Raw genomic sequence first — 25,447 nt, 5'->3', positions numbered from 1 at the left:
ACCGGGGGTCGACCCGCGCCCTTCGCATGGCGGCGCCAGGATCACAGAGGCCAGGGGGTCACCTGGACGATGTACAGACAGCGACCTGCGCGCGTGCGGTCTGCATGATCTCCCGGATCTCATCCATGGCCGCCTGCCACTTCGGGTCCTCTTTGTCGAGCGCCTGAGCGGCGTGCTCGGCGGCGTGCAGGCGCCGCGCTACGTCGGGAAACCGCTCGATCTCGATCACCGTGGCCCACTTGAGCTGGAACATTGCGATCGGCCCGAAACTGTTGGATTGGGTGGCCATCGTGAAGACCGTGTCCCGCTCGGACGTCATCTCCGCCGGGCGGGAGGGCGCGACCTGCGCGAGTGCGGCACGCAGCGCGGGGAAGGTCTTATCAGGTCTGGGGATCAGCGCCCCACCATCGTGAACCGGCTGCGTGGTCATCTGTCCTCCGCCATCCAAGGGTGCTTCGATCACCGTACGGCAAGCGGGGGTGACGGGTGAGGCGGTTACACCCTTGCCGCCCCCGCCGTCACGCGACCTCGGCCCGCGCGAAGGCGGCACCGGCCCCCGGGTCGAGCCACACCAGCCGCGCGGAGATCCCTTATTCACCACGTCATGCAGGGCATCTGGCGAAGGAACGTCCGTGTCCACGTCCACCGACAACTGGCAGAAGTCGTCGTTCAGCGGCAACGCGGCGAACTGCGTCTACGTCGCCCTCGACGGCGACAGTAAAGTCCGCATGCGCGAGAGCGACGCGCCCGGCACCACCCTCGCCACCACCCCCGCCACGTTCGGGGTCTTCATACGCGCCGTCAAGGCGGGCGCGTTCGATCGCCTCACCACCGGCTGACGCCCCCGGTCCCGGTGCACTCCCTCGTGAGCGCACCGGGGCCGGAGACGCACCGCACAGCCCGTCCGGCCCATCACGACGGGCGGCCGGACACGCCCTGTGAACACACTGATGCACATGGCAGAGCGAGACCCGCGCCCGTCGCCCACCAGGACGAGCCCCCGCCCCCGGCCGCCCAAGCCGGCCGAGGCCGCCCGGCACGCGTGCGAACAGCTCGCCTCACTGATCGTCCATGAGCCCGAGGGCGTCAGCGGCGTGGCCCGCCAGGAGGACGGCTGGCTCGTCAGCGTGGACGTCCTCGAGGTCGCCCGGATCCCCGACACCACCAGCCTGCTGGCCACGTACGAGGTGCGCATCGACGAGCGGGGCGAACTCCAGGAATACCGGAGGGTCCGCCGCTACCGGCGCGGCGCGGCCGACGACTGCTGAGACGACTGGCGAGACGACAGCCGAAAGGACGCCCCGCGATGCCCACTGGCACTTATACGGAAGAGGTCGTCCGCATCCAGCGGACCGGCACCCTCTACGACTGCCTGGAACTCATCCTCGACCGGGGCATGGTGATCGACGTCTTCATCCGGGTCTCCCTCGTCGGCATCGAGATCCTGAAGATCGACGCCCGGATCGTGGTCGCCAGCGTGGACACATACCTCCGCTTCGCCGAAGCCTGCAACCGCGTGGACCTCGAATTCGACCGCAGCAAGACGGTTCCGGAGCTGCTGGGCGGGGTGGCGGGCGGCGGCGGGAGTCCGGCCGGGCGGATGGCCACGGGCCTCGGCAAGAAGAAGGCCAAGAAGGCGGTGGCGGGCGTCGGCGAGAAGGTCAAACGGGCCGTCGGGGCCGATGACGACGAGGAGGAAGAAGGGGAGCGGGAGGAGCGGGAGAGCCGCCCCCGGCGGCGCGCCGCCCCCACCCGCCGCCGTTCCGCTTCCGCGTCCGAGCCGTCCGAGCCGTCCGAGGAGGACTGATCCATGACCGCGCCCGCGCCCGCACCTCGGAGCGTGTACGTCTACGGCGTCGTCCGCGCCTCCCACACGGTGCCGCCCGGCCGCATCGGAGTGGGCGAGCGGCCCGCCCCGGTCCGTACCGTCCGGGCCGGAGCGCTGGCCGCGGTGATCAGCGACGCTCCGGCCCGGCTGCGCGCGAAGCGCCGCGACCTCCTCGCCCACCAGGACCTCGCCCTGACGCTGGGGCGGGACGGGCCGGTGCTGCCGATGCGCTTCGGGATGGTCGCCCCCGACGAGGAGTCGGTGCGGCGGCAACTGCTGTCCACACAGAACGACTGCCTGGCCGCGCTGGAACGCGTCGAGGGGCGCGTCGAGATGAACCTCAAGGCGCTGCCCACCGAGGCCGACCTGGGCTCGCTGGTACGGGAGGATCCCGAGGTGGGCCGGTTGCGCACCGCCGCGCGCCGGGCCCCGGGGTACGAGGCCAGTGTGCGGCTCGGCGAGGCCGTGGCACGCGGGCTGAGGCGCCGGGCGGCGGCGGCCGCGGCCACGGTGCTCGCGGAGCTCTCCGCCGTGGCGGACGCCACGGTGCACGGCCCGGAGGTCGAGGGCTGCGTGCTCAACGCCTCGTTCCTGCTGGACCGGCGCGAGCGGCGGCGGTTCGAGGACGCCGTGGAACGCCTCGCCGCCGCCCAACGCGACCGGGCCGAACTGCGGCTCACCGGCCCGCTGCCCTGCTACAGCTTCACGGAAGGCCGGGCCTGAGATGGGCGTGCTGAGCCAGGTCGTCCTCTTCCCGCTGGCGCCGGTGCGCGGGGTGGTGTGGGTCGCGGAGCGCGTGCGGGATCTGGCGGAGGAGGAGATGTGCCATCCGTCGGTGCTGCGCGCCCGGCTCGCCGCGCTGAACGAGGCCCTGGAGTCGGGGGCGATCGGCCCGGAGGAGTTCGACCGGGAGGAGGACCGGCTGCTGGAGCTGCTGGAGCGTTCGGGCGGCCGGGGAGGAAGGGCGACGGTGCGGCGCCATGGCTGAACGCGATCTGGTCCACCCCGCCTCCGTGGCCACCGAGCGGCACCCCTCCGACCTCGCCGAGATCCTGGAACGGGTCCTGGACAAGGGCATCGTGATCGCCGGGGACATCAAGATCGACCTGTTGGACATCGAACTGCTCACCATCCGGCTGCGGCTGTTCATCTCCTCCGTGGACACCGCCCGTAAGGCCGGCATCGACTGGTGGGAAACCGACCCCGCGCTCTCGTCGCGCGCCGCGCGGGACACCCTCGCGCAGGAGAACGCGGAACTGCGGACGCGGCTGCACGCCCTGGAGTCACGGATCGGCGCGGAGGAGCCGAGCACGGTCGGCGCGGCCGAGGAGGAGAGGCGGCCATGACTGAAATCCCCGCCCTCACCTACGCCTTCGCGGTCTGCCGAGGCGGCGGCCTCACCGTGCCGCCGGAACCGTTGGCGGAACTCCCCGGGCTCGGCACCGGCGCCCCCGTCCGTACGGTCGCGGCGGGCCCGCTCATCGCCGTGGTGCAGGACGTGCCCGCTGCCGGGTACGGCGAGGAGGCGCTGCGGCGGCGGCTGTCCGACGGCGCCGAACTGGAGCGCTGCGCCCGCGCCCACCACTCGGTGATCACGGCGGCGTCGGCGCTCGCCCCGGCCGTTCCACTGCCCCTGGCCACCGTCTATCTCGACGACGGCCGGGTCCGCGAGGCCCTGGGCGAGCGGGAGACGTCCTTCCTGACCGCCCTGGACCGGATCGCGGGCCGGGTCGAATGGGGCGTCAAGGTCTACGCCCCGGCGGGACCGCCGCCCGCCCCGGAAGCGGCCCCGGCAGCGGCCCCGGGGGACGGCCCCGGCAGCGGCCGCGCCTATCTGGACCGCGTCCGCACCCGCCGGCACGACCGGGAACAGCGCCACACCCTGGCGCTGCGGGCCGCCGAACGGGTGGACACCGTCGTCCGGGGCCTCGCCGTGGCCGCGCGCCGACTGCGCCCACACGGCGTCGAGGTGACCGGGAAGCACCGCACCCATGTGCTGAACGCGGCCTACCTCCTCGACCTGGGCCGGGAGCGCGAACTGCGCGCCGCGCTCGCGTCGTTGCGCCACGACGAGACGGACGTCCAGATCGAACTCTCCGGACCGTGGGCGCCGTACTCCTTCGCGGACGGGGGAGTCACGGACGCGAGGGCGACCCCATGACCACGCCCGCCTGGGAGGCCACCCCGGCGAGAGCGCGGTGGGCAGCGACCCCCGCCGCCACCGCCCGCGAAGAAGCCCCCGAGTGGGGAACCGCCCCCGCCGAGGCCCTGGGCCCGCTCGGCGTCCCCCTGGTGGACCTCCTGGACCGGGTGCTCGCCACCGGCGTCGTCATCACCGGCGACCTGGTCATCGCGATCGCCGAGGTCCCCCTCGTCCGCCTCTCCCTGCACGCCCTCCTCTCCTCGGTCAACGAACGGGTGCGGGCGCCATGGACCGACAGCGGCCCGCTATGAGCACGCCGGTCCCCTCCCCCCCGTCCCGCGTGGACATCGACCGCGACTCGGTCGGCCGCGACCTGGTGGCCCTGGTGCTGACGGTCGTCGAACTCCTCCGGCAGCTGATGGAGCGCCAGGCCATCCGCCGCATCGACGCGGGCGGCCTCACCGAGGACCAGATCGAGCGCATCGGCACCACGCTGATGCTGCTCGACCAGCGCATGACGGAGCTGTGCGACCAGCACGGCCTGACGCCGGAAGACCTCAACCTGGACCTCGGCCCCCTGGGCACCCTGCTCCCCCGCGACTGAGGCGGGGGCAGGTCAGCCGCCGAGGGCTTCCGCCATGCGGTCGAGGTCGGTGAGGAGGGCGGCCAGGCGCCGCCGCGGGAGGGCCTCGACCATCGTCCGTTCGATGGCGTAGACGGCGGACCGGGCCACGTGGAGCCGTTCCCGGCCGCGCTCGGTGAGGTGGGCGGGGAGCGCGCGGCCGTGGTCCGTGGTGGCGGGCCGGGAGATCAGGTCCGCGTCCTGGAGGCCGCGGAGGACCACGTTCATGGACTGCCGGGTGACGAACGTACCGCGGGCGAGTTCGGCGTTGGACAGGCCGGGCCGCTCGTCGAGGAGTTCGAGGCAGGCGTACTGCGGCACCGTCAGCCCGTGCTCGCGCAGCGCCTTGTCCATGGCGCCGCGCAGCGCCGCGGCGGCGCGTTTGAGGCGGTAGCCCACATGCTCGGTGACGTCGTCGGCGGGGTGCGGCGGGGCCACGGGAGTCCGGTCATCCATGTCAGGATTTTGACATGGGGAACCGCCGTGCGTACAGTCCAGTAATGTCAAAGTCCTGACATCGAAAGCACTGACTCAGCCAACAACCGGGGAGGACCCATGCCCGCCACCATCGACGGCCCCGACTTCATCGCCCTGCAGGTACGCGATGTCGAGGCGGCGGCCGACTTCTGCGAAACCCACCTCGGCCTACGGCGCGCACCGGCCTCGCCGCCCGGCGCGGTGGTGTTCACCAGCGAGCCGATCCCGTTCGCCGTCCGCGAGCCGCTGCCGGGCGTGGACCTCGACGACGTCGCACGGCCCGGTCTCGGGGTGGCCCTGTGGTTCCGCACCACGGACGCCCAGGCGCTGCACGACCAGCTCGCCGCCGCCGGGGTGCCCATCGTCAGTCCGCCCCAGGACAGCCCCTTCGGCCGCACGTTCACCTTCATCGGCCCGGAGGGCTACGCCCTCACCGCGCACGGAGGCTGACCGTGGCCGCCGTCGTCCTCACCCCGTCCGGCCCCTTCTCGCTCGCGGCGAGCATGCGCTTCCTGGAGGGCTTCACCCCGGCGAGCTATCAGGGCACGGCGGACGAGGTGCTCCGCCTGGCCTTCCCCGCCGACGACGGCCACTCGACGGTGGCCGCCGCGGTGCGGCAGGAGGAGACGGCGGAGGGAGCGGCGGGCAGGGTCCGGGCCGAGTTCACCATGTATCCCGGCACCCCGGCGGACCCCGCGTCCGCCGGGACCGGCCCCGGGACCGGCCCCGGGTCCGGCCCTGGCTCCGGCCCCGGCCCTGACTCCGGCCCCGGCCCTGACTCCGGCCCCGGCCCCGGCTCCGGCGAGGCCGTCCGGGCCCAGCTGGCCCGCATCCTCTCGCTCGACGTCGACGGCAGCGGCTTCCCCGGACTCGCCGCCGACCCCGTGGTGGCCGGGCTCATGGCGGACTATCCGGGGCTTCGGCCGGTGTGCTTCCACTCGCCCTACGAGGCCGCCGCGTGGGCGGTCATCGGCCACCGCATCCGCATGACCCAGGCCGCCGCCGTCAAGGCCCGTCTCGCCGAGCGGCACGGACGGCGCGTCCGGATCGAGGGAAGGACCCTGTACGCCTTCCCCACCCCACCGGCCCTGCGCGCGATCACCCGCGCCCCCGGCCTGACCGAGGTGAAGATCGAGCGGCTGCACGCGCTGGCGGAAGCGGCCGACGCCGGTGAACTCGACGCCGCGCGGCTGCGCTCGATGCCGGTGGACGACGCCCTCGCGGCGCTGCGCGCCCTCCCCGGCATCGGCCCGTTCTCCGCCGAACTCATCCTCATCCGGGGCGCCGGGCACCCCGATGTCTTCCCGCGTCACGAACCGCGGCTGCACGCGGCCATGGCCGACGCGTACGGCCTCGACGAGGCCGCCTCGGGCGACATCCGCCGGCTGGCCGGTATCGCCGACCGCTGGCAGCCCTACCGCAGCTGGGTCGGGCTGCTGCTCCGCGTCCGCGCCGCGGAGATCGGCGGCCGTACGTCGTAACCACGCCGAAGAGCCGGTCCGCCCCCCGTCCGCGGACCGGCTCTTCACCGGTGGCCGACGGGGTCAGCCGTTCTCGACGACCATCACCGCGTTGCCGTCCGCGTCCCGGAAGCTGAACATCGGCGGCACCGGGGCGCCCCAGCGCTGGACCTCCGGGTCGGTGTCGACGCCGCGTTCGCGCAGCGCCGCGTGGTCGGCGTCGATGTCCTCGGAGGTGAGGATGACGCCGGTGTCGTAGCCCGGCCCCTGCCCGCCCTCGCGCGGCAGGACGAGCGCGATCCCGGTCGGGGCGCCCGCCGGGGCCACCTCGATCCAGCGGTGACCGTCGCCGAAGGGGATGTCCGCGCGCTTCTCGAAGCCGAGCGTGCCCACATAGAACTCCAGCGCCCGGTCCTGATCGGCTACGGTGACGGCAACCCGGCCCACCTCGGTGAAGCGGGCGCCTTTCGCGGTCTCGGTCATGGTGATCTCCCTTGGAGTGTTGCGTTCACCTCCAAAGACCCCGGACCACCCCGAAACTCATCGGTCCCCCGATCAGCGATTGACGAAGGTGAGGCTCTTCTCGTCGTAGCGGGTGCCGGCGATCTGGTCGGCCGGTGCGGCGGCGTCGATCGCGGCCAGTGTGCCGGAATGCGCCGACACCGCCCCATCCGAACCGTGCGGTAACAGTTCTAGTGAATTCCTCGAATTCGTCCGGCTAGCTTTCTCGTCGAGGTGGAACGCCCACCGGATCGGAGTGTACGGACATGCGCTCTCGTCGCCTTGCGTTAGCCGCGGCAACCACCCTCGGAGCCCTCGCCCTCACGCTGGGAATCGGCGGAACGGCCCAGGCCGATGGCCGTCCTCCGCTCACCAGGGCCGAATGCTGGGCCTCTGGAGGCATAGTCATCCCGATCAATGTCGTCGGGGAGATCTGCCTGTGGCACAACGCCGACGGCACCACCGACTCCGCGCAGATCACCGACCCGTGGGGCATCAACTGACCTGAGTGCCTGTCGCCAGACATGACCGGCCCGGTGCGCTCCCCCGTCGCGCACCGGGCCGGTCGGTGGGCCGGCTGCCCTGGCCCCCGTCGAGAGCAGCCGGCCTCATTTCCCCCGTTGGCTTTGCTATTCCGTGGCGATCGCGTTCAGGACGTTCATCCGCGCCGCACGGAAGGCCGGGACCAGGGCCGCGATCAGGCCCACGACGGCGGAGCCGATGAAGACCGTGATGATCGTCGGCCATGGGATCTCCAGGGTCTTCAGACCCTCGAGCGCCAGCAGCTTCTGCGCGGTGGTGCCCCAGCCCATGCCGAGCCCCAGGCCCAGCAGGGCGCCGAAGAGGGCGATGACCACGGACTCCAGGCGGATCATGCGGCGCATCTGGCGGCGGGAGACGCCGATGGCGCGCATCAGGCCGATCTCACGGGTCCGCTCGACGACCGAGAGGGCCAGGGTGTTCACCACGCCGAGGACAGCCACGATGATCGCGAGCGCCAGCAGGCCGTAGACCAGGTTGAGCAGCTGACCGACCTGGTCCTTGACCTCCTTCTTGTAGTCGGTCTGGTCGCGCACCTTCACCGACGGGTAGTGGTGCAGCCGGGACTTGAGGGAGGCGTACGCCTGCTTCTCCTGGCCGTCCTTGGCCTGCGCCAGCATCATGACGTCCGCCGGGATCAGCTTGGCGGGGACATAAGACTTGACGGTGGCGATGTTGGTGTACATCGCGCCCTTGTCGAGGCTGACATCGTCCGAGGTGATCGCGGCGACGGTCAGCTTGGCGGTGCGGCCCTCCTTGAAGGCGACGGTGAGGGTGTCGCCCTTCTTCACCTTGTGGTCCTTGGCGAAGCCCTCCGGCACCGACATGGCGTCCTTGCCGTAGGCGGCGGACAGGTCGCCCTCGACGACCGGGGTGCGCAGGTCCTCGGCGTACGTCGGGCTGGCGGCCGAGAGGTCCTTGGTGACCGTCTTGCCGTCGGGCAGGGTGAGCTTGGTGCCCTCGATGTCCTTGGCCTCGCTGATGTGCTTCAGCCCCTTGGCCTGGCGCACCGCGTCCGCGATCCCGTTGGTGATCGGCTGGCCGGTGTCGGACTGGATGATGAAGTCCGCGCCCACCGACTTGTCCAGCTCGTCGGTGGCCGAGGCGACCATCGAGGAGCCCACCACCGACAGACAGGCGACCAGCGCCAGGCCGATCATCAGGGCCGCGCCGGTGGCGCCGGTGCGCCGCGGGTTGCGCAGCGCGTTGCGCTCGGCCAGCCGCCCCATCGGGCCGAAGATCCGCAGCACGATGGTGGCCAGCACCCGGACCACCAGACCGGCCAGCAGCGGGCCGATCACGATGAAGCCGATGAGCGTCAGCACCACGCCGAGGCCCAGGAACATCGAGCCGTCGACCGCCTTGTCCGCGTTCCCCGCGACCACCAGGGAGGCCGCGCCGCCCGCGGTGAGCAGGGTGCCGATCGCGCCGCGGATCCATCCGGCCTTGCTGTCCGCCGGGGTGCCCGCGTCGCGCAGGGCCGCCATCGGGGAGATCTTCCCGGCCCGGCGGGCGGGGATGTACGCCGCGATGACGGTGACGACGACGCCGATGCCGACGCCGATGATGGGCGTGGTGGCCTTCACCGTGAGCTGGTCGGTGCTCAGGTGGAGCCCCGCGCTGCCCATGATCTTCATCAGGCCGACCGCGAGGCCGACCCCGCCGAAGACACCGAGGATCGAGCCGACGATGCCGAGCAGCAGCGCCTCGATCAGCACCGACCGGTTGATCTGCTTCCGGCTGGAGCCGATGGCCCGCATCAGGCCGATCTCACGGGTGCGCTGGGCGACCAGCATCGAGAAGGTGTTGACGATCAGGAAGATGCCGACCAGGACGGCGATCCCGGCGAAGCCGAGCATCGCGTACTTCATCACGTCCAGGAACGAGCCGATGTTGTCCTGGGACTCCTTGCTGGACTCGGCCTTCGTCTGCACCTTGACCCCGGTACCGAGGTCGGCCACGACGTTCTTCTTCAGCTGGTCGTGGCTGACGCCCGCCTTGGCGGTGAGCGAGTAGCTGGAGTAGACCCCGGGGGCGCCGAGCAGCTTGCGCTGCGCGGTGTCGGTGTCCGTGTAGATCAGCGTGGCGCCGGGGTTGGTCACCTGGAACGTGGCGATGCCGACGATCTTCGCGCGGAACTCGCCCGGGATGGCGATGATCCGCAGCTCGTCGCCGAGCGTGAGCTTCTTGTTCTTGGCGGTGTCGGCGTCGACCATCACCTCGGTCGGGCCGCGCGGCGCGTGGCCGGAGGTGATCGCGACCGAGCGCTTCTCGGTCGGGTCCCAGTTGGTGCCGATGGTCGGGGCGCCGGTGTCCGAGCCGATGCTGTTGTCGTTGCGGTCGGCGGCGGTGATCGACTGGCTGGTGGCGTCGCCCAGCACCGACTTGACGCCGTCCACGTGCTTCAGCCGCGCCAGCTCCGAACCGGGCAGGGTACGGATCCGGCCCTGCCGGGTGTCCTTGTCGCTGACGCCCTTGGGGCTGACCGTGACATCGGAGGCCGTGCTCGCGAAGAGCTTGTCGAACGTGGCGTTGGTGGTGTCGGTGAAGACGAGCGTGCCGCAGACGAAGGCCACCGACAGCAGCACGGCGATCGCGGACAGCGCCATCCGCCCCTTGTGGGCGAGGAAGTTGCGCAGTGAGGTCTTGAGGACGGTCATGACACCCGTCCTCGCGCGTCGAAGTCCTCGGGGGTCCGGGGGTCGCCCCCCGGCGATAGATGCAGCATGCGCTCCAGGACCAGGTCGGCCGTCGGGTTGTACATCTCGTCGACGATCCGGCCGTCGGCCAGGTACAGCACCCGGTTGGCGTAGGAGGCGGCGACCGGGTCATGGGTGACCATCACGATGGTCTGGCCCAGCTCGTCCACCGACCGCTTGAGGAAGCCCAGCACCTCGGCGCCGGCCCGCGAGTCCAGGTTTCCGGTCGGCTCGTCACCGAAGATGATCTCGGGGCGGGCGGCGAGGGCGCGGGCCACGGCGACGCGCTGCTGCTGACCGCCGGAGAGCTGGTTCGGACGGTGCTTGAGCCGGCCGGCCAGCCCCACGGTCTCCACCACCTGGTCCATCCAGGCCCGGTCGGGCTTGCGGCCCGCGATGTCCATCGGCAGCGTGATGTTCTCGATCGCGCTGAGCGTCGGCAGCAGGTTGAACGCCTGGAAGATGAAGCCGATCCGGTCCCGGCGCAGCCTGGTGAGCTTCTTGTCCTTCAGCTTGGTGATCTCGGTCTCGTCGATGAAGATCTGCCCGGAGCTGACGGTGTCCAGCCCGGCCAGGCAGTGCATCAGGGTCGACTTGCCGGAGCCGGACGGGCCCATGATCGCGGTGTACTGCCCCCGCGCGATGTCCACGTCCACATGGTCCAGCGCGACCACCCGGGTCTCCCCGGAGCCGTACGCCTTGACGACCTGACGCGCACGGGCGGCGACGGCCGTATGTCCTCCGCTGCCCCCGGTCCTGGGAATCGATACAGCCGTTGTCACGGTCTTTCTCCTTCGATGTCCGATCGACGATCTCTCGTTCCCCGATCGCCGCATCAAGATTGCCGCGATCCGGGAACCTCCGCGATGGGGAATGACTCCCTCTTAGCGGTAGGGCTAGCCCCACCCCCTCGGTCGCGCAGCCCGTAGCAACCTTATGAAGTGGGGACGACGGGCTCCTCATCCGCCCGGACGAACCGGGAGTAGGAGTACAGGGTGGGCATCCCCTAGGGGAGTGAGTCCTGGGTCTGACCCCGGACTCGGGGTCGATGCTGCACCCTTCCGCCACGTCAGGTTCAAACCGGGCCTCCTGGACAGCCCGGATGCGTTCTTCCGCCAGCCTGCCCCGGCATGGAATCGTGGGTCGTACAAGAATCGTGCGCACGCGAGTCCGGCGTACGAACAACAGGGACATGTGCCGGCCCGGACCGGCGGAGGGAGCGCGCCACCGTGGGCGGCACCGCACGACGGCCGATGGACGCGGACCCCAGGCCCCCCGCGTCCCAGCTCCACTCCCGGACCCCCGCCCCCAGCGGCCGCCGCCCCGTCGTCGCCGCGCTGATGCTCGGCATGTCGCTGGCCGCGCTGGACTCGACCATCATCTCCACCGCGGTCCCGCAGATCGTCGGCGACCTCGGCGGCTTCTCCGTCTTCTCCTGGCTCTTCTCCGGCTATCTGCTCGCCGTCACGGTCTCCCTGCCGCTGTACGGAAAGCTCTCCGACACCTTCGGCCGCAAGCCCATCCTGCTCGCGGGCGTCGTGCTCTTCGTCATCGGCTCGCTGCTGTGCGCCGGGGCCTGGAACATGGCCTCCCTCATCGCCTTCCGGGTCGTCCAGGGGCTGGGCGGCGGGGCGCTCCAGGGCACCATCCAGGTCGTCGCCGCCGACCTCTATCCGCTCAAGGAGCGCCCGAAGATCCAGGCCAGGCTCTCCTCGGTGTGGGCGCTCTCCTCCGTGGCGGGCCCCGCGATCGGCGGGGTGCTCGCCGGATACGCCGACTGGCGGTGGATCTTCCTCATCAATCTGCCGGTCGGCGCCCTGGCGTTCACCCTGATCACGCGCCATCTCCACGAACCGAAGCGGCACCTGGAGAGCCGCCCCCGGGTCGACTGGGCCGGGGCGCTCGGTGTGTTCCTCAGCGGCGGGCTGCTGCTGACCGCCCTCGTCCAGGGCGGAGTGGCCTGGGGCTGGCTGTCCGCGCCCTCGCTCACCATGCTCGGCGGCGCCGCGGTGTGCGCGGCGGCCACCGTATGGATCGAACGGCACGCCGCCGAACCGATCATCCCCGGGTGGGTCTGGCACCGTCGCACCATCTCGGCGGTCAACGTCGCCTTCGCCGCGCTCGGTCTGCTGATGATCGCGCCGACCGTCTTCCTGCCCACCTACGCCCAGTCGGTGCTGGGGCTCGGACCGATACCGGCCGGGTTCGTGCTGTCCACGATGACGCTGAGCTGGCCGATCGCGGCCGCGCTCAGCAGCCGTGTCTACAACCGCGTCGGCTTCCGGCGCTGCGCCATCACCGGGATGACGGCCGCCACGCTGATCCTGGCCGCCTTCCCCCTGCTCCCCTACCCGGGCGCCGCCTGGCAGCCCGCGCTGATCATGCTGCTGCTCGGGGGCGCGCTCGGGCTCTTCCAGCTACCGCTGATCATCGGGGTGCAGTCGTCCGTCGAATGGGCCGAGCGCGGCACCGCCACCGCCTCGATCCTCTTCTGCCGCCAGGTCGGCCAGAGCCTCGGGGCGGCGCTCTTCGGCGCCGTGGCCAACGCGACGCTGGCCTCCCGGCTGGCCCAGGCCCCCGACGCCATCCGGCCGGGGCTGCCCGACGACCTGGACTCGGTGTCCCGCGCCCTGGAGCACCCGGGCACCCTCACCGACCAGGCGGCCGACTATCTGCGGCGGGCCGTGGACACCGCCGTCGACCACGTCTACCTGGGCTCGGCCACCGCCGCGCTGCTGGCGCTGCTGGCCCTGGTGTTCCTCGCCCCGCGCCGCTTTCCGGTACGGCCGGAGGCCGCGGCGGACGCGGAAGCCTGAACGGCGGCCTGGTCCTCGGGGCCGGGCGGTGGGTTCAGGACTCGTGGTGCGGGGCCGCCGTCGCGTCCTCCGCCACCGGCTTGCCGGTGAGGGCCGCCAGGCTGCCGCGCACATGCTCCAGATGGGCCTTGAGCTCCTCGCGCCGCTCCACGTGCTCGCGCAGCGTCCGCTCCGTCTCCCGGGCCAGCCGCTCCTCCCGGGCCCGCGCCTGGGCGATGATCTCCGCCGCCTGCGCCTGCGCGTCCTCCTGCCGCAGCCGCGCGGCCTGCTCGGCCATCCCGTACTCCCGCTTGGCGTCGGCGAGCCCCGCCTGGGAGTACTCCTCAAGCTGGGCCAGCCGGGCCGTCATCGCGTGGTCCCGCTCGGCCAGCTCGCGGCCCGCCGCCTCCCACCGCTCGGCGTGCTCGCGCTCCTGCTCGGCCAGGATCCCGGCGGTGCGCTGCCGCATGTCCTTCAGCTCCGCCAGCGCCTGGGTCCGCCACTCCTTGGCGTCCTGGCGCGAGACGGCCCGTAGCTCGTCCACGTCCACCTGGGCCGACTCCAAGGTGGCACGCGCCGCCGCCTCGGCGGCCTCACGGACCAGCTCGGCCTCGTCGCGGGCGGCGTCCCGCACCCGACGGGCCACGGCCTGCGCGGCCTCCCACTCCTCCTGCGCGGTCGCCTCGGCCGCCGCCCGCAGACAGACGACCTCCTCCTCGGCCGCCATCAGGATCAGCTGGGCCCGGTCGCCGAGGGACTCATAGGTCTGTGGGGCCAATTGGGAGATCACCTCGCGCAGCCGCTCCGCCTCGGCGGTCAGCTCATTGGCCAGCACGGTGAGGCGCGCGGCGCGCTCCCACGCCGCGTCCCGCGATTCGGACAGCTCGGCCACATAGCGGTCGACCTGCGCGGCACGGTAGCCACGGCCCCGTCCGCCGACGATGGTGAAGCCATGACGTGACACCGATGCGCCCATCCTTGGAACCCCTTTTGTCCGGTATGCAACGCGCTTCGGCGCACATCTTTATAGATGGCCTCTCATCCCCCATAACGCGACACTCCGCCCATATCCGCGGCCTGGAGCGCCGCCGGTGACAACAACGACGAGGCGCCCGCCCCCGTCACGGGGGTCGGGCGCCTCGATCGCCATTGGTTGTTCGGTCGCGCGGTTCGTCGGTGGCGCGCGGTCAGGGCCGCGCGGGCGGGCTCACAGCGGGCTCACGACAGACTCACGACGGACTTACAGCAGGCCGTCCCACATCTGCTCCAGCAGCACCGCCCACCAGTTGTCCGGCGTGGACAGCGCCGCCGGGTCCAGACCCGCGAGCTGCGCCTGGAAGTCCACGGTCCAGCGGCCCGCCTGGTCCGGCGTCAGCCCGTACCGCAGCCGCCACATCCGGCCCAGCAGCGCCATGCACCGCACGAACTCCGGCAGCCCGGTGTTCACGAACTGCGGCGGGATCGGCTGCGGCGTCGCCTCCAGCGGCACCGCCACGATGTTCGCCGTGCCGTACTGCACACACAGCTGGCGGCCGAAGTCATTGCCCATGACCAGGTAGGAACCCGCGTCCGGCGCGGACTGCACCCCGCGCTCGGCCGCCAGCTCCGCCAGCGTCGGCACCGGGCGGCCCGCCTGGGCCTGCGCCCAGAAGAACGGACCGAAGTCCAGCGGCAGCCCCGCCCACACCAGCGTCTGCGCCACCACCTCCGGAACGCCCATCCGCGACACCGCGCGCTGGTCGAAGCGGACGATGCCCTGCGGCCCGAACGCCTGGCCCAGCTCATGCGCGAGACCCTCCGGCGGCACCGGCGGAATCGGCTGCACCTGGCTGGGGTGCGGCAGCGGCACCCGGTTCGGCGCCGGACGCGCCGGGCCGTCCGCCACCTGGTGCAGCTCGCCCTGGTGCTCCAGCAGATGCCGTACGCCCTGCTGCCGGGTGGCGTGATCGCGGCCGTACGGAGCGGTGTGGCTGATCCGCACCTGCGGCCAGCTCTCCCGGATCATCCGGGCGCAGTAGCCGCCGGGCAGATCGCAGGACTCCAGCTCGGTGTGGAGCTCCAGCACCTGCTGCGGCGGGACGTTCATCGCCCGCAGCTCATGCAGGATCTGCCACTCCGGATGCGGGGTCCCGGGCGCCGAACGGCGGATCAGCTGCTGCTCCGAGCCGTCCTGGGCGCGGTAGCGCAGTACCGCCATATAGCCCGGACCCACGGTCGGCTGACCGGGGGGCGGCGGCGGATACGCGTAGCCGGGCTGCGGCGCCATCCCCGGCGCGGGCGCGCCCGGAGGCGGCGCCAGCCCCTGAGCGGGAGCACCGGCGGGCGGGGGCATACCGGGGGCGCCCGGCGCGCCAGGGGCGCCGGGTCCGCCCGGGTACGGCGGTCCGGCCGCGCCCGGCGGGGGCGGCGGCGTATGCGGACCACCCGCACCGGGGACACCGGGTGGGCCGGGCGGCTGCGGGCCGGACGGGGCACCCTGGCCCGGAGCGCCGGGCGCGCCGGGCGGCAGCGGGGTGCCGGGGGGCGGGGTCTGGCCGGGCGCACCCGGACCACCCGCGAGCATCGTCGCGGCAGCGTGCACACCGCCACCGGGCGCACCCGGCGCACCAGGCGGAGGCGGCGTCTGGCCACCGCCGTGCCCGCCGGGAGCGCCGTGGGCACCAGGAGCGCCGGGCGCGCCGGGAGGACCAGGCGGACCAGGAGGGCCGGGGGGACCGGGAGGCTGCGGGGTGCCGGGGGGCGGGGTCTGGCCGGGCGCGCCCGGACCACCCGCGAGCATCGTCGCGGCAGCGTGCACACCGCCACCGGGCGCACCCGGCGCACCAGGCGGAGGCGGCGTCTGCCCACCACCCTGCCCACCAGGAGCACCAGGGGTACCGGGAGCACCCGGCGGGCCCGGAGCACCCGGCGGGCCGGGAGGACCAGGCGGGCCGGGCGGCTGCGGCGCGCCGCCGAGGCTGTCGGAGTCGAGCTGCGAGACCAACTGCGTCGGTACGTACCCCCCGGCCGGAGCGCCGGGGGCACCGGGCCCGGACGGCGGGGGCGTGGAACCCTCACCCGGACGGGCGCCGGGCACACCGGGCGCACCAGGCGTCCCCGGAGCACCGGGCGGCGGAGGCGTCGGACCGCCGCCCGCCTTACGGGTGGCGGCGTCCGCGATGTCACTCGCGTTGGGACCGGCACCCGGACCGGCACCGGGGCCGCCCTGCTGGTGGGGGAAGTCGACGGACGGGGTGACGGCCGTGGGCGGCAGCGCGCTGCCGCCGGACATCAACTCGGTCTTGGCGTCCGGCCGTACGCCCGGCGCCGGGGTGTCCTCGTCGTCCGAGCCCGCGAGCGGCGGGGCGAAGACCGTGGCGGGCGGGGCGACCGAGCGGTCGTCGTCATCGTCGCCCTTGATGTCCGTACCGTCCCACGGCGTACCGCCGCCGGGTGTGGCCGCGTTGCCGGCCTGGCCGCCCGAGGAGGGCGTACCGGCGCCCGGCGCGGGCGGGGCCCACGGGCTGCCGCCACCGGGCGGGGGCGGAGGCGGCGCGTTCCGCCAGCCCGCACCGCCGGACGCGGCACCGGGCGCGGGCGGAGCACCGGGCGCGGAAGGGGAACCCGGCGCGGAAGGGGAAGCCGACGCGGAAGGGGAAGCCGACGCGGAAGGGGAACCCGGCGCGGGCAGGCCGTCCTGCGGCCGGTCGCCCGCGAGCGGGCGCGCGACACCGTCGGACGGCCAGTCGTCCACGGCCCCGCCCCGGTCCCGGGGCACACCCGGAACAGCCCCACCGTGAGCGGGCGCACCCGGCACGGGTGGAGCGGGCGGCGCGCCCGGCGCGCCGTGCGGCGCGTCCGGCCCGGCGCTCCGCGCCCCGTCGTCCGACGGCCAGTCGTCCACGCCCGGAGCCCTGCGGACCGGCACCCCGGGCCCGGCGGCCCCGGCCCCCGGCCCACCGGCCGACGGCCAGTCGCCCTCCGGCGGCAAGGGAGGCGAAGCGGCACCGGCGGCCGAAGCAGCGGGTGGAGCAGGCGGGCCGGGAGGCGCCGAAGGACCCGGACCCGAAGCGGAACCACCAGAGGCAGCGGCGGCATCCGGCTCCGCTCCCGCCCGCTGCCCGGGAAGGTCCAGCCGCCCCTCGGACCGGCTGTTCATCGCGTCCGCCGCCTCCTGCAGCCACTCCGGCGGAGTCAACAGGAAGGACGTCGCGTTCAAGTCGATGCGCTGCTGCCGCCCGGTGGTGGACTCGTCGCGGGAGCCGTCGGTCGTGCCGTACCGCTCCTCGTAACGGCGGATCACCTCGCCCACCGGCAGCCCCGGCCACAGCGTGGTCTCGCCGCTGTCGCGGGCGATCACCATCCGGGTGCCCTCGGCCCCGTGGCCGGAGACCGGTCCGTCCGTGCGGTCCTCGGCCCAGACCACGAAGCCCAGGTCGAACTCCCGGACTCGCGCCTCGCGCTGCTGATAGGCCGGCACATCGCCGTTGATCCAGAGTTCCGCGCGCTCCTGCGCCTGTGCGAAGGTCACCATCGCGCTCACCCCTCCACCGGGACGGCGTACGCGAATCCACCGTCCACCATCAGGTTCGCCACGGTCTCCAACTCCGGCGGATTGCCCGCCAGCCGGAGCAGGAAGGCGTCGAAGTCGTCGCCGCACGGCAGCAACAGCCGCTCCACCCGCTCCTGGACCGTCCAGCCGTCACGGTCCCGCGCGTCGTCATACGCGCAGAACCACACCGAGCCGATCGCGTCACCCTTCACCTTGACCGCGATCACCCCGCCCTGGACGAAGCCGACGCCCAGATAGTCCTTGGTGAAGTGGTCCCGCAGACACTTGTTGATATAGACGAGGTCATTGACCGCCGCCTCGTCGCGCACCGTGAAGAAGGGCTGGTCGATCAGCAGCCCCAGCTCCGGGTCCAGCGCCGTGCCGACCGGTGCGCAGCCGCCCGCCGCCTTGAGGAAGGCGCGGTACGACTCGGGCAGCCGGTAGCCGAGGTCCTCCTCGACGCCGAGCACCTGCTCCTCGGTGACGGAGATGCCCCGCATCGGCAGGCCCACATGCATCGGCCGGGTCTCCTGCAGCGGGCGGGTGCCCCGCTTCTCCTGGTCGACCTGCGCCGTGGCGAGCCCGCCGTGGTGCCGCAGCAGCGCCTTGACCTCGACCGGGATCAGCTCCATGCGCCGGGTGCCGACGACGTGGTGCCAGGTCCAGCCGTGCGGGGTGGCCACCGCCGACGCCCCGTTCCACAGCTCGTGGCCGGCGGCGTGCAGCGCCGCGTTGGCCGAGACGTAGTCGGTCAGCCGGAGTTCGTCGACGCCGAACCCCTCCGGGGGCTCGGCGATTTCGGCGGCCGCGCGCGTATACGGCGAGAAGTCCGGAAAGCCGTTTTCGTCCACGCGGACGCCCTTGGGGTGCCGAGCGGCCCGGACGGGATCCGGGAAGTGCACGACCTGCCCGGCGTAGGCCGTGTTCGGTGGCGCGGCATGCTGCCCGAGCCGACCTGTCGTCATGGCGGTTGCCCCCTGCTGATGCTGGCTACTGGGCACAGCCTATGCGGTGACGCAACAGGCCGAACCGGGCGGCCACCCGCCCCCAGCGGCCCCTCGCTCCCCACCAGGTCGTTCAGGCCCGGACTACCGCAGGACCCGCGGGATTTGGCAATCTGATCATTGCAACCGGGGGATTGCACAGGGAGGGATCCACCACATGCACATCACGCAGAGCAACGGAGGCGGCGACGGCGCCGGCCCCGCGGCCGGCGACCCCCGGCTGAGATGGAGCAGCGTCGACCCCGATGCCGGCCCACCGCCGCTCCACCGCCGCCGCGACGGCATCCTGCCCGCCGTCGCCGCCGCGCTGTCCGTCCGCGGCGAGACGCTGACCTGCACCGGAGGCAAGGCCGATCAGCCGCCGACGCTCCATCCGCTGGTGCGGGAATTCCTCGACGCGCTCGCCAGCGGCCAGCGTGAACGATTCACCGGGCGCTGCCCCGAGGTGATCCTGCTCTCCCGCCATCTGGCGCACGTCGAGGCCGGCCGCTCCAAGCGCGCCTCCCGCAAACCGCTCACCCAGGGTGAGGCCCGCCGCTCGCTCAAACAGGCCAAGCTCACCACCCGCCGGATCCGGGAGGCGGGCGACCCGCAGCACGGCAGCTACGCCCCGCCCTGTCTGTCCTGCGCCGCGCTGCTGGCCCATTTCGGCGTACGGGTGGTGGGTGAGAGCACGTGAGCCAGGCACATCAAGCACCACGGACGGCACAGGCGCCACAGATGGCACAGGCCCCGCAGGGGGCGTCGGCACGCCCGGCCCGGCGGCCGATCGACCGCATGGACGTCACCCGCTTCTCCGTCGCCGTGGACGCCGCCCTGCGCGAGGCGGGCTGGCAGCCCGGCCGCTGGGACATGCGGCGCGCCGAGGTCTGGGCCGACACCCTGCGCGCCCACACCTCCCCCGCGGGCCATCGGCACGCCGTCTTCCCGGCGGCGGTCGAGGCGTGGGCGGAGTTCGGCGGGCTGCACATCCAGCCGCCCGGGGCGGGCCGCGAGATCGCGCCGACCCCGTTCCGTATCGATCCCCTGCTCGGCCTCCACCTCGCCCGCACCCTCGGCGATCTGGGCCGGGCCCTGGAGACCGAGGTGAGCCCGCTGGGCGAGGAGGCCGACGGGCAGGCGGTGTTGACCATCGACGCGGAGGGACGGATCTACAGCCTCGACCACACCGGGGACTGGTACCTCGGCCCCACCCTGGACGCCGCCCTCGGCACCCTTGTCACGGGCGCGCTCCCGACCCGGCTGACCCTCGCGTAACGCGCGCCGGTGCCCCGTAGGGGCGCGGGGCCGTGTCGATGTGCGGCTCCGCCGCGTGGGCGCGACCGGCCACGACGGCGCCGCAGACGATCGACGGCAGCTCAGGGCACGTCCGCAGAACGCTCAGGCGCTCTTCGCCCGCTCCACGCCCCCGGCGCGCGGCAGGGGCTCCGCCCCTGGGCCCCGGGGTCTGGGGTGGAGCCTCAGTTTCGGGAAGGGGCGGGTAGGGGAACAGCCCGCCGCAGGCGCCAAGCTCCGTCGCCCCCTCTTAGGCGCTCTTCGCCCGCTCCACGCCCCCGGCGCGTCCCTCGGCCGCGGCGCGGTCCGTACGAGACGTCCCGTCCGTGTGATCCGTGTCATCCGGGCGGCCGGGGCGATCCGTACGGTCGCGTCCGTCCGGGCCGCCAGGCCCGTCCGTGCCGTCCGGGATGACCGCCGACACCCGGAAGCCACCCGCCTCCGTGGCTCCCGACACAAAGCCCCCGCCGAGCGTCGAGACCCGCTCCCGCATCCCGACCAGGCCGTTCCCCCCGCTCGGCAGCCCCGCGTCCGCGGCGCCGCGCTCCGACGGCCCGTTCTCCACCTGGACCGCGATCTCGGCGGTGCGGTGGGCCACCCGGACCCGGGCGCTCGCGCCCGGGGCGTGCTTGTGGACGTTGGTCAGCGCCTCCTGGACCACCCGGTAGGCCGTCTGCTCCACCGGAGCCGCGTACCGCCGCTCCTCGCCCTCGACCGAGAGCTCCACGGCCATCCCCGCCGCCCGGGACTGCCCGACCAGCGCCTCCAGCTCCGCCAGCCGCGGCCCCCCGGCCACCTCCACGCCCTTCCCGGCCGCCGCCGCGGCGGCCGAGGCCGCGGCCGCCACCGCCGCCAGCGGCCGCTCCTCGCCGGAGGACCCGGCGGCATCGGCGGCATCGGCGGCGCCGGCGGCATCGGCGGAGGAGGACCGGGCGGCATCGGCGGAGGAGGACCCCGCGGCGGACGCCGCCCCCGCGCCCGCCGGGGCCCGCAGCCCGTCCTCGGACCGCAGCACCCCCAGCATCTGCCGCAGCTCCGTCAGCGCCTGCCGCCCCATGTCGCCCACCAGCGCCGCGTTCTTCGACGCCTTCTCCGGATCCTTGAGCGCCACCGCCTGCAGCGCCGCCGCGTGCACCACCATCAGGCTCACCCGGTGCGCCACCACGTCGTGCATCTCCCGCGCGATCCGGGTCCGCTCCTCGTTACGGGCCCACTCGGCCCGTTCCTCCGCCCGCTCCGCGAGCAGCGAGAGCTCCCGTTCCAGACCGTCCGCCCGCTCCCGCAGGCTCTCCACCAGCCGCCGCCGCGCGCGGACGTACAGCCCCAGCAGCACGGGCGGGGCGGTCAGCCCCAGAGTGAGCACCATGGCGAACATCGGGGCCTCCCATACGGAGGTCCCCAGACCGTTCTGCGGACTGTCCCGGCGGAGGCCGATCACCGTGACGAGGAAGCTGCCCACCGCCGCCATTCCGGCCAGCAGCGCCGTGATCCGGCGCGGCACCTCGGACGAGGCGAGGGTGTAGAGCCCCACGACGCCGAGCAGCACACCCATTTCGGCGGGGGAGACGGCGATCGATATCAGCACCACGGCGATCGCCCAGCGGCGCCGCAGCACCAGCGTGGCGCCGACGAGCCCCCCGATCAGCATCCCGACGGCCACCGGAATCCGGGCATCGTGGGCGAAACTGACACCTTCCGCCGCACACTCGATCGCCGATGCCGCGGCGAGCAGGACATCGAGCACCATGCTCCGCCGCCGCGGCCACCACCACGGCCCCGCGGGCGCGCCCCGCGCGCCCGCCGCCTCTTCCCCCGTCGAACTCATAGCGCCCAGCCTACGGCCGGGCGCCAGCGCTTTTCCCGGTGACACGGCGGCGCGCCCGCCGCGCCGCCCGCGCCCCCAACGGGCCGGCACATACCGTCGCACGGAAGGCTCCTGGTACGGCATAGTGGAGGGCGCCGAAGCGGCGATCTGATCGAATTCCGGTCAGATGGCCTGCGCCATCCCCCGTGGTGTAATTGGCAGCACAGTGGCTTTTGGTGCCATTTGTCCGGGTTCGAGTCCTGGCGGGGGAGCTTCACATTCCGCCTCGGCCCCCGTCTCGCGTTCCGCCTTCCCGGGGTCTGACCTCCCGGCTCGGGACCCTCCTTCCTTTCCGCCCGGAAACCTCTCGGTATCCTGCGGGTGTCCACCCCCGAAGCCGAAGGGCACACCCGTGAGCGCCAACCGCCCGGCAGCCGTCGTCGTCCTCGCAGCGGGTGAGGGCACCCGCATGAAATCGGCGACCCCGAAGGTTCTGCACGCCCTCTGCGGCCGCTCCCTCGTCGGGCATGTCGTCGCCGCCTCCCGTGAGCTCTCCCCCGAACACCTCGTGGTCGTGGTCGGCCACGCCCGGGAGCAGGTCTCCGCGCATCTGGCCGAGATCGACGCCGAGGTGCGCACCGCCGTCCAGCACGAGCAGAACGGCACCGGGCACGCCGTCCGGATGGGCCTGGAGGAGCTGTCCGACAGCGGGGTCGCCCTCGACGGCACCGTGATCGTCGTCTGCGGTGACACCCCGCTGCTGACCGGCGAGACGCTCCAGCGGCTCGCCGCGGCCCACGACGCCGACGGCAACGCCGTGACCGTGCTCTCCGCCGAGGTCCCCGACGCCACCGGCTACGGCCGGATCGTGCGGGAGGACGCGACCGGCGCCGTCACCGCGATCGTGGAGCACAAGGACGCCACCGACGCGCAGCGCGCGATCCGCGAGATCAACTCCGGGGTCTTCGCCTTCGACGCCCAGTTGCTCACCGACGCCCTCGGCAAGGTGCGCACCGACAACAGCCAGGGTGAGGAATACCTCACCGATGTGCTCGGCATCCTGCGCGAGGCCGGGCACCGGGTGGGCGCCTGTGTGGCGGGCGACCACCGCGAGATCCTCGGGATCAACAACCGCGTCCAGCTGGCCGAGGCCCGCAGGCTGCTGAACGAGCGGCTGCTGGAGCGGGCGATGCTGAGCGGCGTGACCGTCATCGACCCCGCCACCACCTGGATCGACGTGACCGTCACCTTCGAGCCGGACGCGCTGGTCCACCCCGGCACCCAGTTGCTGGGCGCCACCCACCTGGCCGCGGACGCCGAGGTCGGGCCGGACTCCCGGCTCACCGACACCACCGTCGGTCCGGGCGCGGCCGTCTCGTTCACCGTCGCGCAGGGCGCCGAGATCGGCGCGGGGGCGAGCGTGGGGCCGTACACGTATCTGCGCCCCGGGACCCGGCTGGGGGCCAAGGCCAAGGCCGGCACGTACGTGGAGATGAAGAACGCCACGATCGGCGAGGGCACCAAGGTGCCGCATCTGTCCTACGTGGGCGACGCGACGATCGGCGAGCAGACCAACATCGGCGCCGCCAGCGTCTTCGTGAACTACGACGGTGTGAACAAGCACCACACCACCATCGGCAGCCACTGCCGGACCGGGGCCGACAACATGCTTGTGGCTCCCGTCACGATCGGGGACGGCGCTTACACCGCCGCCGGATCGGTCATCACCAAGGATGTGCCCCCGGGCTCGCTCGCCGTCGCACGCGGACAGCAGCGGAACATCGAGGGCTGGGTCGCCCGCAAGCGCCCCGGAAGCGCAGCGGCACGAGCCGCCGAGGCCGCTCGTCGGGAGGACGAGGGCCAGCAGTGACATGTGCACAGGCAGGCCGTGCGGGGCGTACGGTGAGAAGTGCACCAAAGTGACATCCAAGGAGACTTGTTGTGACCGGGATCAAGACGACCGGCGAGAAGAAGCTGATGCTCTTCTCCGGCCGCGCCCACCCCGAGCTGGCCGAGGAGGTCGCCCATGAGCTGGGCGTCAGCTTGGTCCCGACCAAGGCATTCGACTTCGCCAACGGCGAGATCTACGTCCGCTTCCAGGAGTCGGCGCGCGGCGCCGACTGCTTTTTGATCCAGAGCCACACGACTCCGATCAATAAGTGGATCATGGAGCAGCTCATCATGGTCGATGCGCTGAAGCGGGCCTCCGCACGCTCGATCACGGTGATCGTTCCGTTCTACGGCTACGCCCGTCAGGACAAGAAGCACCGTGGCCGGGAGCCGATCTCGGCCCGGCTGATCGCCGACATGCTCAAGACGGCGGGTGCCGACCGGATCCTCACGGTCGATCTGCACACCGACCAGATCCAGGGCTTCTTCGACGGCCCGGTGGACCATCTCTTCGCGCTGCCGGTACTCGCGGACTACGTGGGCGCCAAGGTCGACAAGTCCAAGCTCACCGTGGTGTCGCCGGACGCCGGCCGGGTGCGGGTCGCGGACCGCTGGTGCGACCGGCTGGGCGCGCCGCTGGCGATCGTGCACAAGCGGCGGGACCCGGACGTGGCCAACCAGGTCACCGTGCACGAGGTGGTCGGCGATGTGCGGGGCCGGGTGTGTGTGCTGGTCGACGACATGATCGACACCGGTGGCACCATCTGCGCGGCGGCGGACGCGCTGTTCGCGAACGGCGCGGAGGACGTGATCGTGACCGCCACCCACGGTGTGCTGTCCGGCCCGGCCGCGGACCGGCTGAAGAACTCCAAGGTCAGTGAGTTCGTCTTCACCAACACCCTGCCGACCCCCAACGAGGTCGAGCTGGACAAGGTGACCGTGCTGTCGATGGCGCCGACCATCGCCCGCGCGGTCCAGGAGGTCTTCGAGGACGGCTCGGTGACCAGCCTGTTCGAGGAGCAAGCGTGAGCGGCTTAACCTCCCAGGACCGGACCTAGAGGCCACTCCCGTCAGGGGGTGGCCTCAGCCGTTGGCGGAGGTGCCCTCGGCCATTGGTAGAATCGTGGGGTTGCTCGGCGAGGGAGGCCGCTTCTCACAGCGGCTGTCCGTTATCGACGCGCTCTTCGTAGCAGGTCTGTCGTGGGCCGGGTGACGCCCACACACCGTAAGCGATCTACGAGGAGTGCCCCATGGCCGAGGTCAAGATCTCCGCTAAGCCCCGCACCGAGTTCGGTAAGGGTGCCGCCCGCCGTACCCGTGCCGCCGAGCGCGTTCCCGGCGTGGTCTACGGCCACGGCGTCGAGCCGCTGCACGTCACGCTGCCGGCGCACGACCTGCTGATGGCGCTGAAGAACTCGAACGTGCTGATCCGTCTGGACGTCGAGGGCGGCAAGGACGAGCTGGTCATCCCGAAGGCCGTGCAGCGTCACCCCATCAAGATCGGCGTGCTGGAGCACGTCGACCTGCTGCTGGTGAAGAAGGGTGAGAAGGTCACCGTCGAGGTTCCGATCCTCACCGAGGGCGACCTGGCCCCCGGCGGCAACCTCCTCGAGCACCTGCTGAACGCCCTGCCGGTCGAGACCGAGGCGACCCACATCCCGGAGTCGGTCACCGTCTCCATCGCGGGCCTGGACGCGGGTGCCACCATCCACGCCAAGGACATCACCCTCCCGGCCGGTACCTCGCTGGCCGTCGAGGAGGACGCGGCCGTGCTTCAGGTGGTCGCCGCCCAGGCCGAGGCCCCGGCCGAGGAGGGCGCCGAGGGCGAGGCCGAGGGCGCCGAGGCGTAATCTGCCGCTGCTCCCTTTTCGCTTCTCC

At 72.7% G+C, this 25,447-nt stretch carries 27 protein-coding genes and 1 tRNA gene; 19 read left to right on the top strand and 9 right to left on the bottom strand.

Annotated features, from left to right (window positions below):
• Positions 1-58: 58 nt before the first annotated feature.
• Positions 59-430, bottom strand: a complete 372-nt coding sequence (locus tag NP777_RS27400; RefSeq protein ID WP_256652857.1) for a hypothetical protein — start codon at positions 428-430, stop codon at positions 59-61.
• A gap of 202 nt (positions 431-632) precedes the next feature.
• On the opposite strand from NP777_RS27400, the gene NP777_RS27395 reads away from it, so the two are divergent.
• The 9 genes from NP777_RS27395 to NP777_RS27350 all read left to right on the top strand — a co-directional run bounded on the left by NP777_RS27395 (position 633) and on the right by NP777_RS27350 (position 4,575).
• Positions 633-839 carry a DUF397 domain-containing protein gene (locus NP777_RS27395; protein WP_256652856.1) on the top strand — a complete coding sequence of 69 codons (207 nt, stop codon included), beginning with the start codon at positions 633-635 and terminating at the stop codon, positions 837-839.
• A gap of 117 nt (positions 840-956) precedes the next feature.
• Positions 957-1,268, top strand: a complete 312-nt coding sequence (locus NP777_RS27390) for a gas vesicle protein GvpO (RefSeq protein WP_391858588.1) — start codon at positions 957-959, stop codon at positions 1,266-1,268.
• Positions 1,269-1,306: 38 nt separating this feature from the next.
• On the top strand, positions 1,307-1,807 hold the full coding sequence (gene gvpJ, locus NP777_RS27385; protein ID WP_256652854.1) for a gas vesicle protein GvpJ: 501 nt from the start codon (positions 1,307-1,309) through the stop codon (positions 1,805-1,807).
• Between the two features lie 3 nt (positions 1,808-1,810).
• Entirely contained in the window at positions 1,811-2,551 is a 741-nt protein-coding gene (locus NP777_RS27380; protein ID WP_256652853.1) for a GvpL/GvpF family gas vesicle protein, read from the top strand.
• 1 nt (position 2,552) lies between these two features.
• Positions 2,553-2,816, top strand: coding sequence for a gas vesicle protein GvpG (locus NP777_RS27375; protein ID WP_256652852.1), 264 nt, complete (start codon positions 2,553-2,555; stop codon positions 2,814-2,816).
• Positions 2,809-3,174, top strand: a complete 366-nt coding sequence (locus tag NP777_RS27370; protein WP_256652851.1) for a gas vesicle protein — start codon at positions 2,809-2,811, stop codon at positions 3,172-3,174. The genes NP777_RS27375 and NP777_RS27370 overlap by 8 nt, the downstream gene beginning before the upstream one ends.
• Positions 3,171-3,989: a GvpL/GvpF family gas vesicle protein gene (locus tag NP777_RS27365; RefSeq protein WP_256652850.1), complete on the top strand. Its 819-nt coding sequence runs from the start codon at positions 3,171-3,173 to the stop codon at positions 3,987-3,989. The genes NP777_RS27370 and NP777_RS27365 overlap by 4 nt, the downstream gene beginning before the upstream one ends.
• Positions 3,986-4,282, top strand: coding sequence for a gas vesicle protein (locus NP777_RS48570; RefSeq protein WP_391858587.1), 297 nt, complete (start codon positions 3,986-3,988; stop codon positions 4,280-4,282). The genes NP777_RS27365 and NP777_RS48570 overlap by 4 nt, the downstream gene beginning before the upstream one ends.
• Positions 4,279-4,575 carry a gas vesicle protein K gene (locus tag NP777_RS27350; RefSeq protein ID WP_256652913.1) on the top strand — a complete coding sequence of 99 codons (297 nt, stop codon included), beginning with the start codon at positions 4,279-4,281 and terminating at the stop codon, positions 4,573-4,575. Before NP777_RS48570 ends, NP777_RS27350 begins: the two co-directional genes overlap by 4 nt.
• 12 nt (positions 4,576-4,587) lie before the next feature.
• Here NP777_RS27350 and NP777_RS27345 read toward each other — a convergent pair whose 3' ends face one another.
• Positions 4,588-5,049 (bottom strand): MarR family winged helix-turn-helix transcriptional regulator, encoded by a 462-nt coding sequence (locus tag NP777_RS27345; RefSeq protein ID WP_256652849.1) that lies wholly within the window; start codon positions 5,047-5,049, stop codon positions 4,588-4,590.
• Between the two features lie 99 nt (positions 5,050-5,148).
• On the opposite strand from NP777_RS27345, the gene NP777_RS27340 reads away from it, so the two are divergent.
• Both NP777_RS27340 and NP777_RS27335 read left to right on the top strand, forming a co-directional pair.
• Positions 5,149-5,520, top strand: coding sequence for a VOC family protein (locus NP777_RS27340; protein ID WP_256652848.1), 372 nt, complete (start codon positions 5,149-5,151; stop codon positions 5,518-5,520).
• A gap of 2 nt (positions 5,521-5,522) precedes the next feature.
• Positions 5,523-6,551 carry a DNA-3-methyladenine glycosylase family protein gene (locus tag NP777_RS27335; RefSeq protein ID WP_256652847.1) on the top strand — a complete coding sequence of 343 codons (1,029 nt, stop codon included), beginning with the start codon at positions 5,523-5,525 and terminating at the stop codon, positions 6,549-6,551.
• 63 nt (positions 6,552-6,614) lie between these two features.
• On the opposite strand, the gene NP777_RS27330 is transcribed toward NP777_RS27335, so the two are convergent.
• Positions 6,615-7,013, bottom strand: a complete 399-nt coding sequence (locus NP777_RS27330; RefSeq protein WP_201855035.1) for a VOC family protein — start codon at positions 7,011-7,013, stop codon at positions 6,615-6,617.
• A gap of 284 nt (positions 7,014-7,297) precedes the next feature.
• On the opposite strand from NP777_RS27330, the gene NP777_RS27325 reads away from it, so the two are divergent.
• On the top strand, positions 7,298-7,534 hold the full coding sequence (locus NP777_RS27325; RefSeq protein WP_256652846.1) for a hypothetical protein: 237 nt from the start codon (positions 7,298-7,300) through the stop codon (positions 7,532-7,534).
• A 126-nt stretch (positions 7,535-7,660) separates the two neighbouring features.
• On the opposite strand, the gene NP777_RS27320 is transcribed toward NP777_RS27325, so the two are convergent.
• Positions 7,661-10,231 (bottom strand): ABC transporter permease, encoded by a 2,571-nt coding sequence (locus NP777_RS27320; RefSeq protein ID WP_256652845.1) that lies wholly within the window; start codon positions 10,229-10,231, stop codon positions 7,661-7,663.
• Positions 10,228-11,052 (bottom strand): ABC transporter ATP-binding protein, encoded by an 825-nt coding sequence (locus NP777_RS27315; protein ID WP_256652844.1) that lies wholly within the window; start codon positions 11,050-11,052, stop codon positions 10,228-10,230. Before NP777_RS27315 ends, NP777_RS27320 begins: the two co-directional genes overlap by 4 nt.
• A 471-nt stretch (positions 11,053-11,523) precedes the next feature.
• Between NP777_RS27315 and NP777_RS27310 the strand changes: the two genes are divergently transcribed.
• Positions 11,524-13,086 carry an MFS transporter gene (locus NP777_RS27310; RefSeq protein ID WP_256652912.1) on the top strand — a complete coding sequence of 521 codons (1,563 nt, stop codon included), beginning with the start codon at positions 11,524-11,526 and terminating at the stop codon, positions 13,084-13,086.
• 34 nt (positions 13,087-13,120) lie between these two features.
• Here the strand turns inward: NP777_RS27310 and NP777_RS27305 are convergent, their stop codons facing one another.
• The 3 genes from NP777_RS27305 to NP777_RS27295 form a co-directional block, all read right to left on the bottom strand.
• Positions 13,121-14,041, bottom strand: coding sequence for a cellulose-binding protein (locus NP777_RS27305; protein WP_256652843.1), 921 nt, complete (start codon positions 14,039-14,041; stop codon positions 13,121-13,123).
• 264 nt (positions 14,042-14,305) lie between these two features.
• A complete protein-coding gene (locus tag NP777_RS27300) occupies positions 14,306-17,578 on the bottom strand; it encodes an SUKH-4 family immunity protein (protein ID WP_256652842.1) in 3,273 nt (1,090 codons plus the stop codon).
• Between the two features lie 5 nt (positions 17,579-17,583).
• Positions 17,584-18,561: an HNH endonuclease gene (locus NP777_RS27295; protein ID WP_256652841.1), complete on the bottom strand. Its 978-nt coding sequence runs from the start codon at positions 18,559-18,561 to the stop codon at positions 17,584-17,586.
• Between the two features lie 196 nt (positions 18,562-18,757).
• Between NP777_RS27295 and NP777_RS27290 the strand changes: the two genes are divergently transcribed.
• Both NP777_RS27290 and NP777_RS27285 read left to right on the top strand, forming a co-directional pair.
• A complete protein-coding gene (locus NP777_RS27290; RefSeq protein ID WP_256652840.1) occupies positions 18,758-19,279 on the top strand; it encodes a YwqJ-related putative deaminase in 522 nt (173 codons plus the stop codon).
• 41 nt (positions 19,280-19,320) lie between these two features.
• Positions 19,321-19,857, top strand: a complete 537-nt coding sequence (locus NP777_RS27285) for an SUKH-3 domain-containing protein (RefSeq protein WP_391858586.1) — start codon at positions 19,321-19,323, stop codon at positions 19,855-19,857.
• Between the two features lie 268 nt (positions 19,858-20,125).
• Here NP777_RS27285 and NP777_RS27280 read toward each other — a convergent pair whose 3' ends face one another.
• Positions 20,126-21,700 carry a sensor histidine kinase gene (locus NP777_RS27280; protein WP_256652839.1) on the bottom strand — a complete coding sequence of 525 codons (1,575 nt, stop codon included), beginning with the start codon at positions 21,698-21,700 and terminating at the stop codon, positions 20,126-20,128.
• Between the two features lie 179 nt (positions 21,701-21,879).
• Between NP777_RS27280 and NP777_RS27275 the strand changes: the two genes are divergently transcribed.
• From NP777_RS27275 to NP777_RS27260, 4 genes are all read left to right on the top strand, one after another.
• Positions 21,880-21,951, top strand: a tRNA-Gln gene (locus NP777_RS27275).
• 140 nt (positions 21,952-22,091) lie between these two features.
• Entirely contained in the window at positions 22,092-23,549 is a 1,458-nt protein-coding gene (gene glmU / locus NP777_RS27270; protein WP_256652838.1) for a bifunctional UDP-N-acetylglucosamine diphosphorylase/glucosamine-1-phosphate N-acetyltransferase GlmU, read from the top strand.
• 71 nt (positions 23,550-23,620) lie between these two features.
• Positions 23,621-24,598, top strand: a complete 978-nt coding sequence (locus NP777_RS27265; protein WP_256652837.1) for a ribose-phosphate diphosphokinase — start codon at positions 23,621-23,623, stop codon at positions 24,596-24,598.
• Between the two features lie 221 nt (positions 24,599-24,819).
• Positions 24,820-25,419 (top strand): 50S ribosomal protein L25/general stress protein Ctc, encoded by a 600-nt coding sequence (locus NP777_RS27260; RefSeq protein ID WP_256652836.1) that lies wholly within the window; start codon positions 24,820-24,822, stop codon positions 25,417-25,419.
• Positions 25,420-25,447: the final 28 nt, after the last annotated feature.

Origin of the sequence: Streptomyces rugosispiralis (assembly GCF_024505145.1) — a bacterium.
Lineage (GTDB): Bacteria > Actinomycetota > Actinomycetes > Streptomycetales > Streptomycetaceae > Streptomyces > Streptomyces rugosispiralis.
Note: the sequence above shows the minus strand (reverse complement) of the source record. Positions and strands in the feature narration are given on the sequence as shown.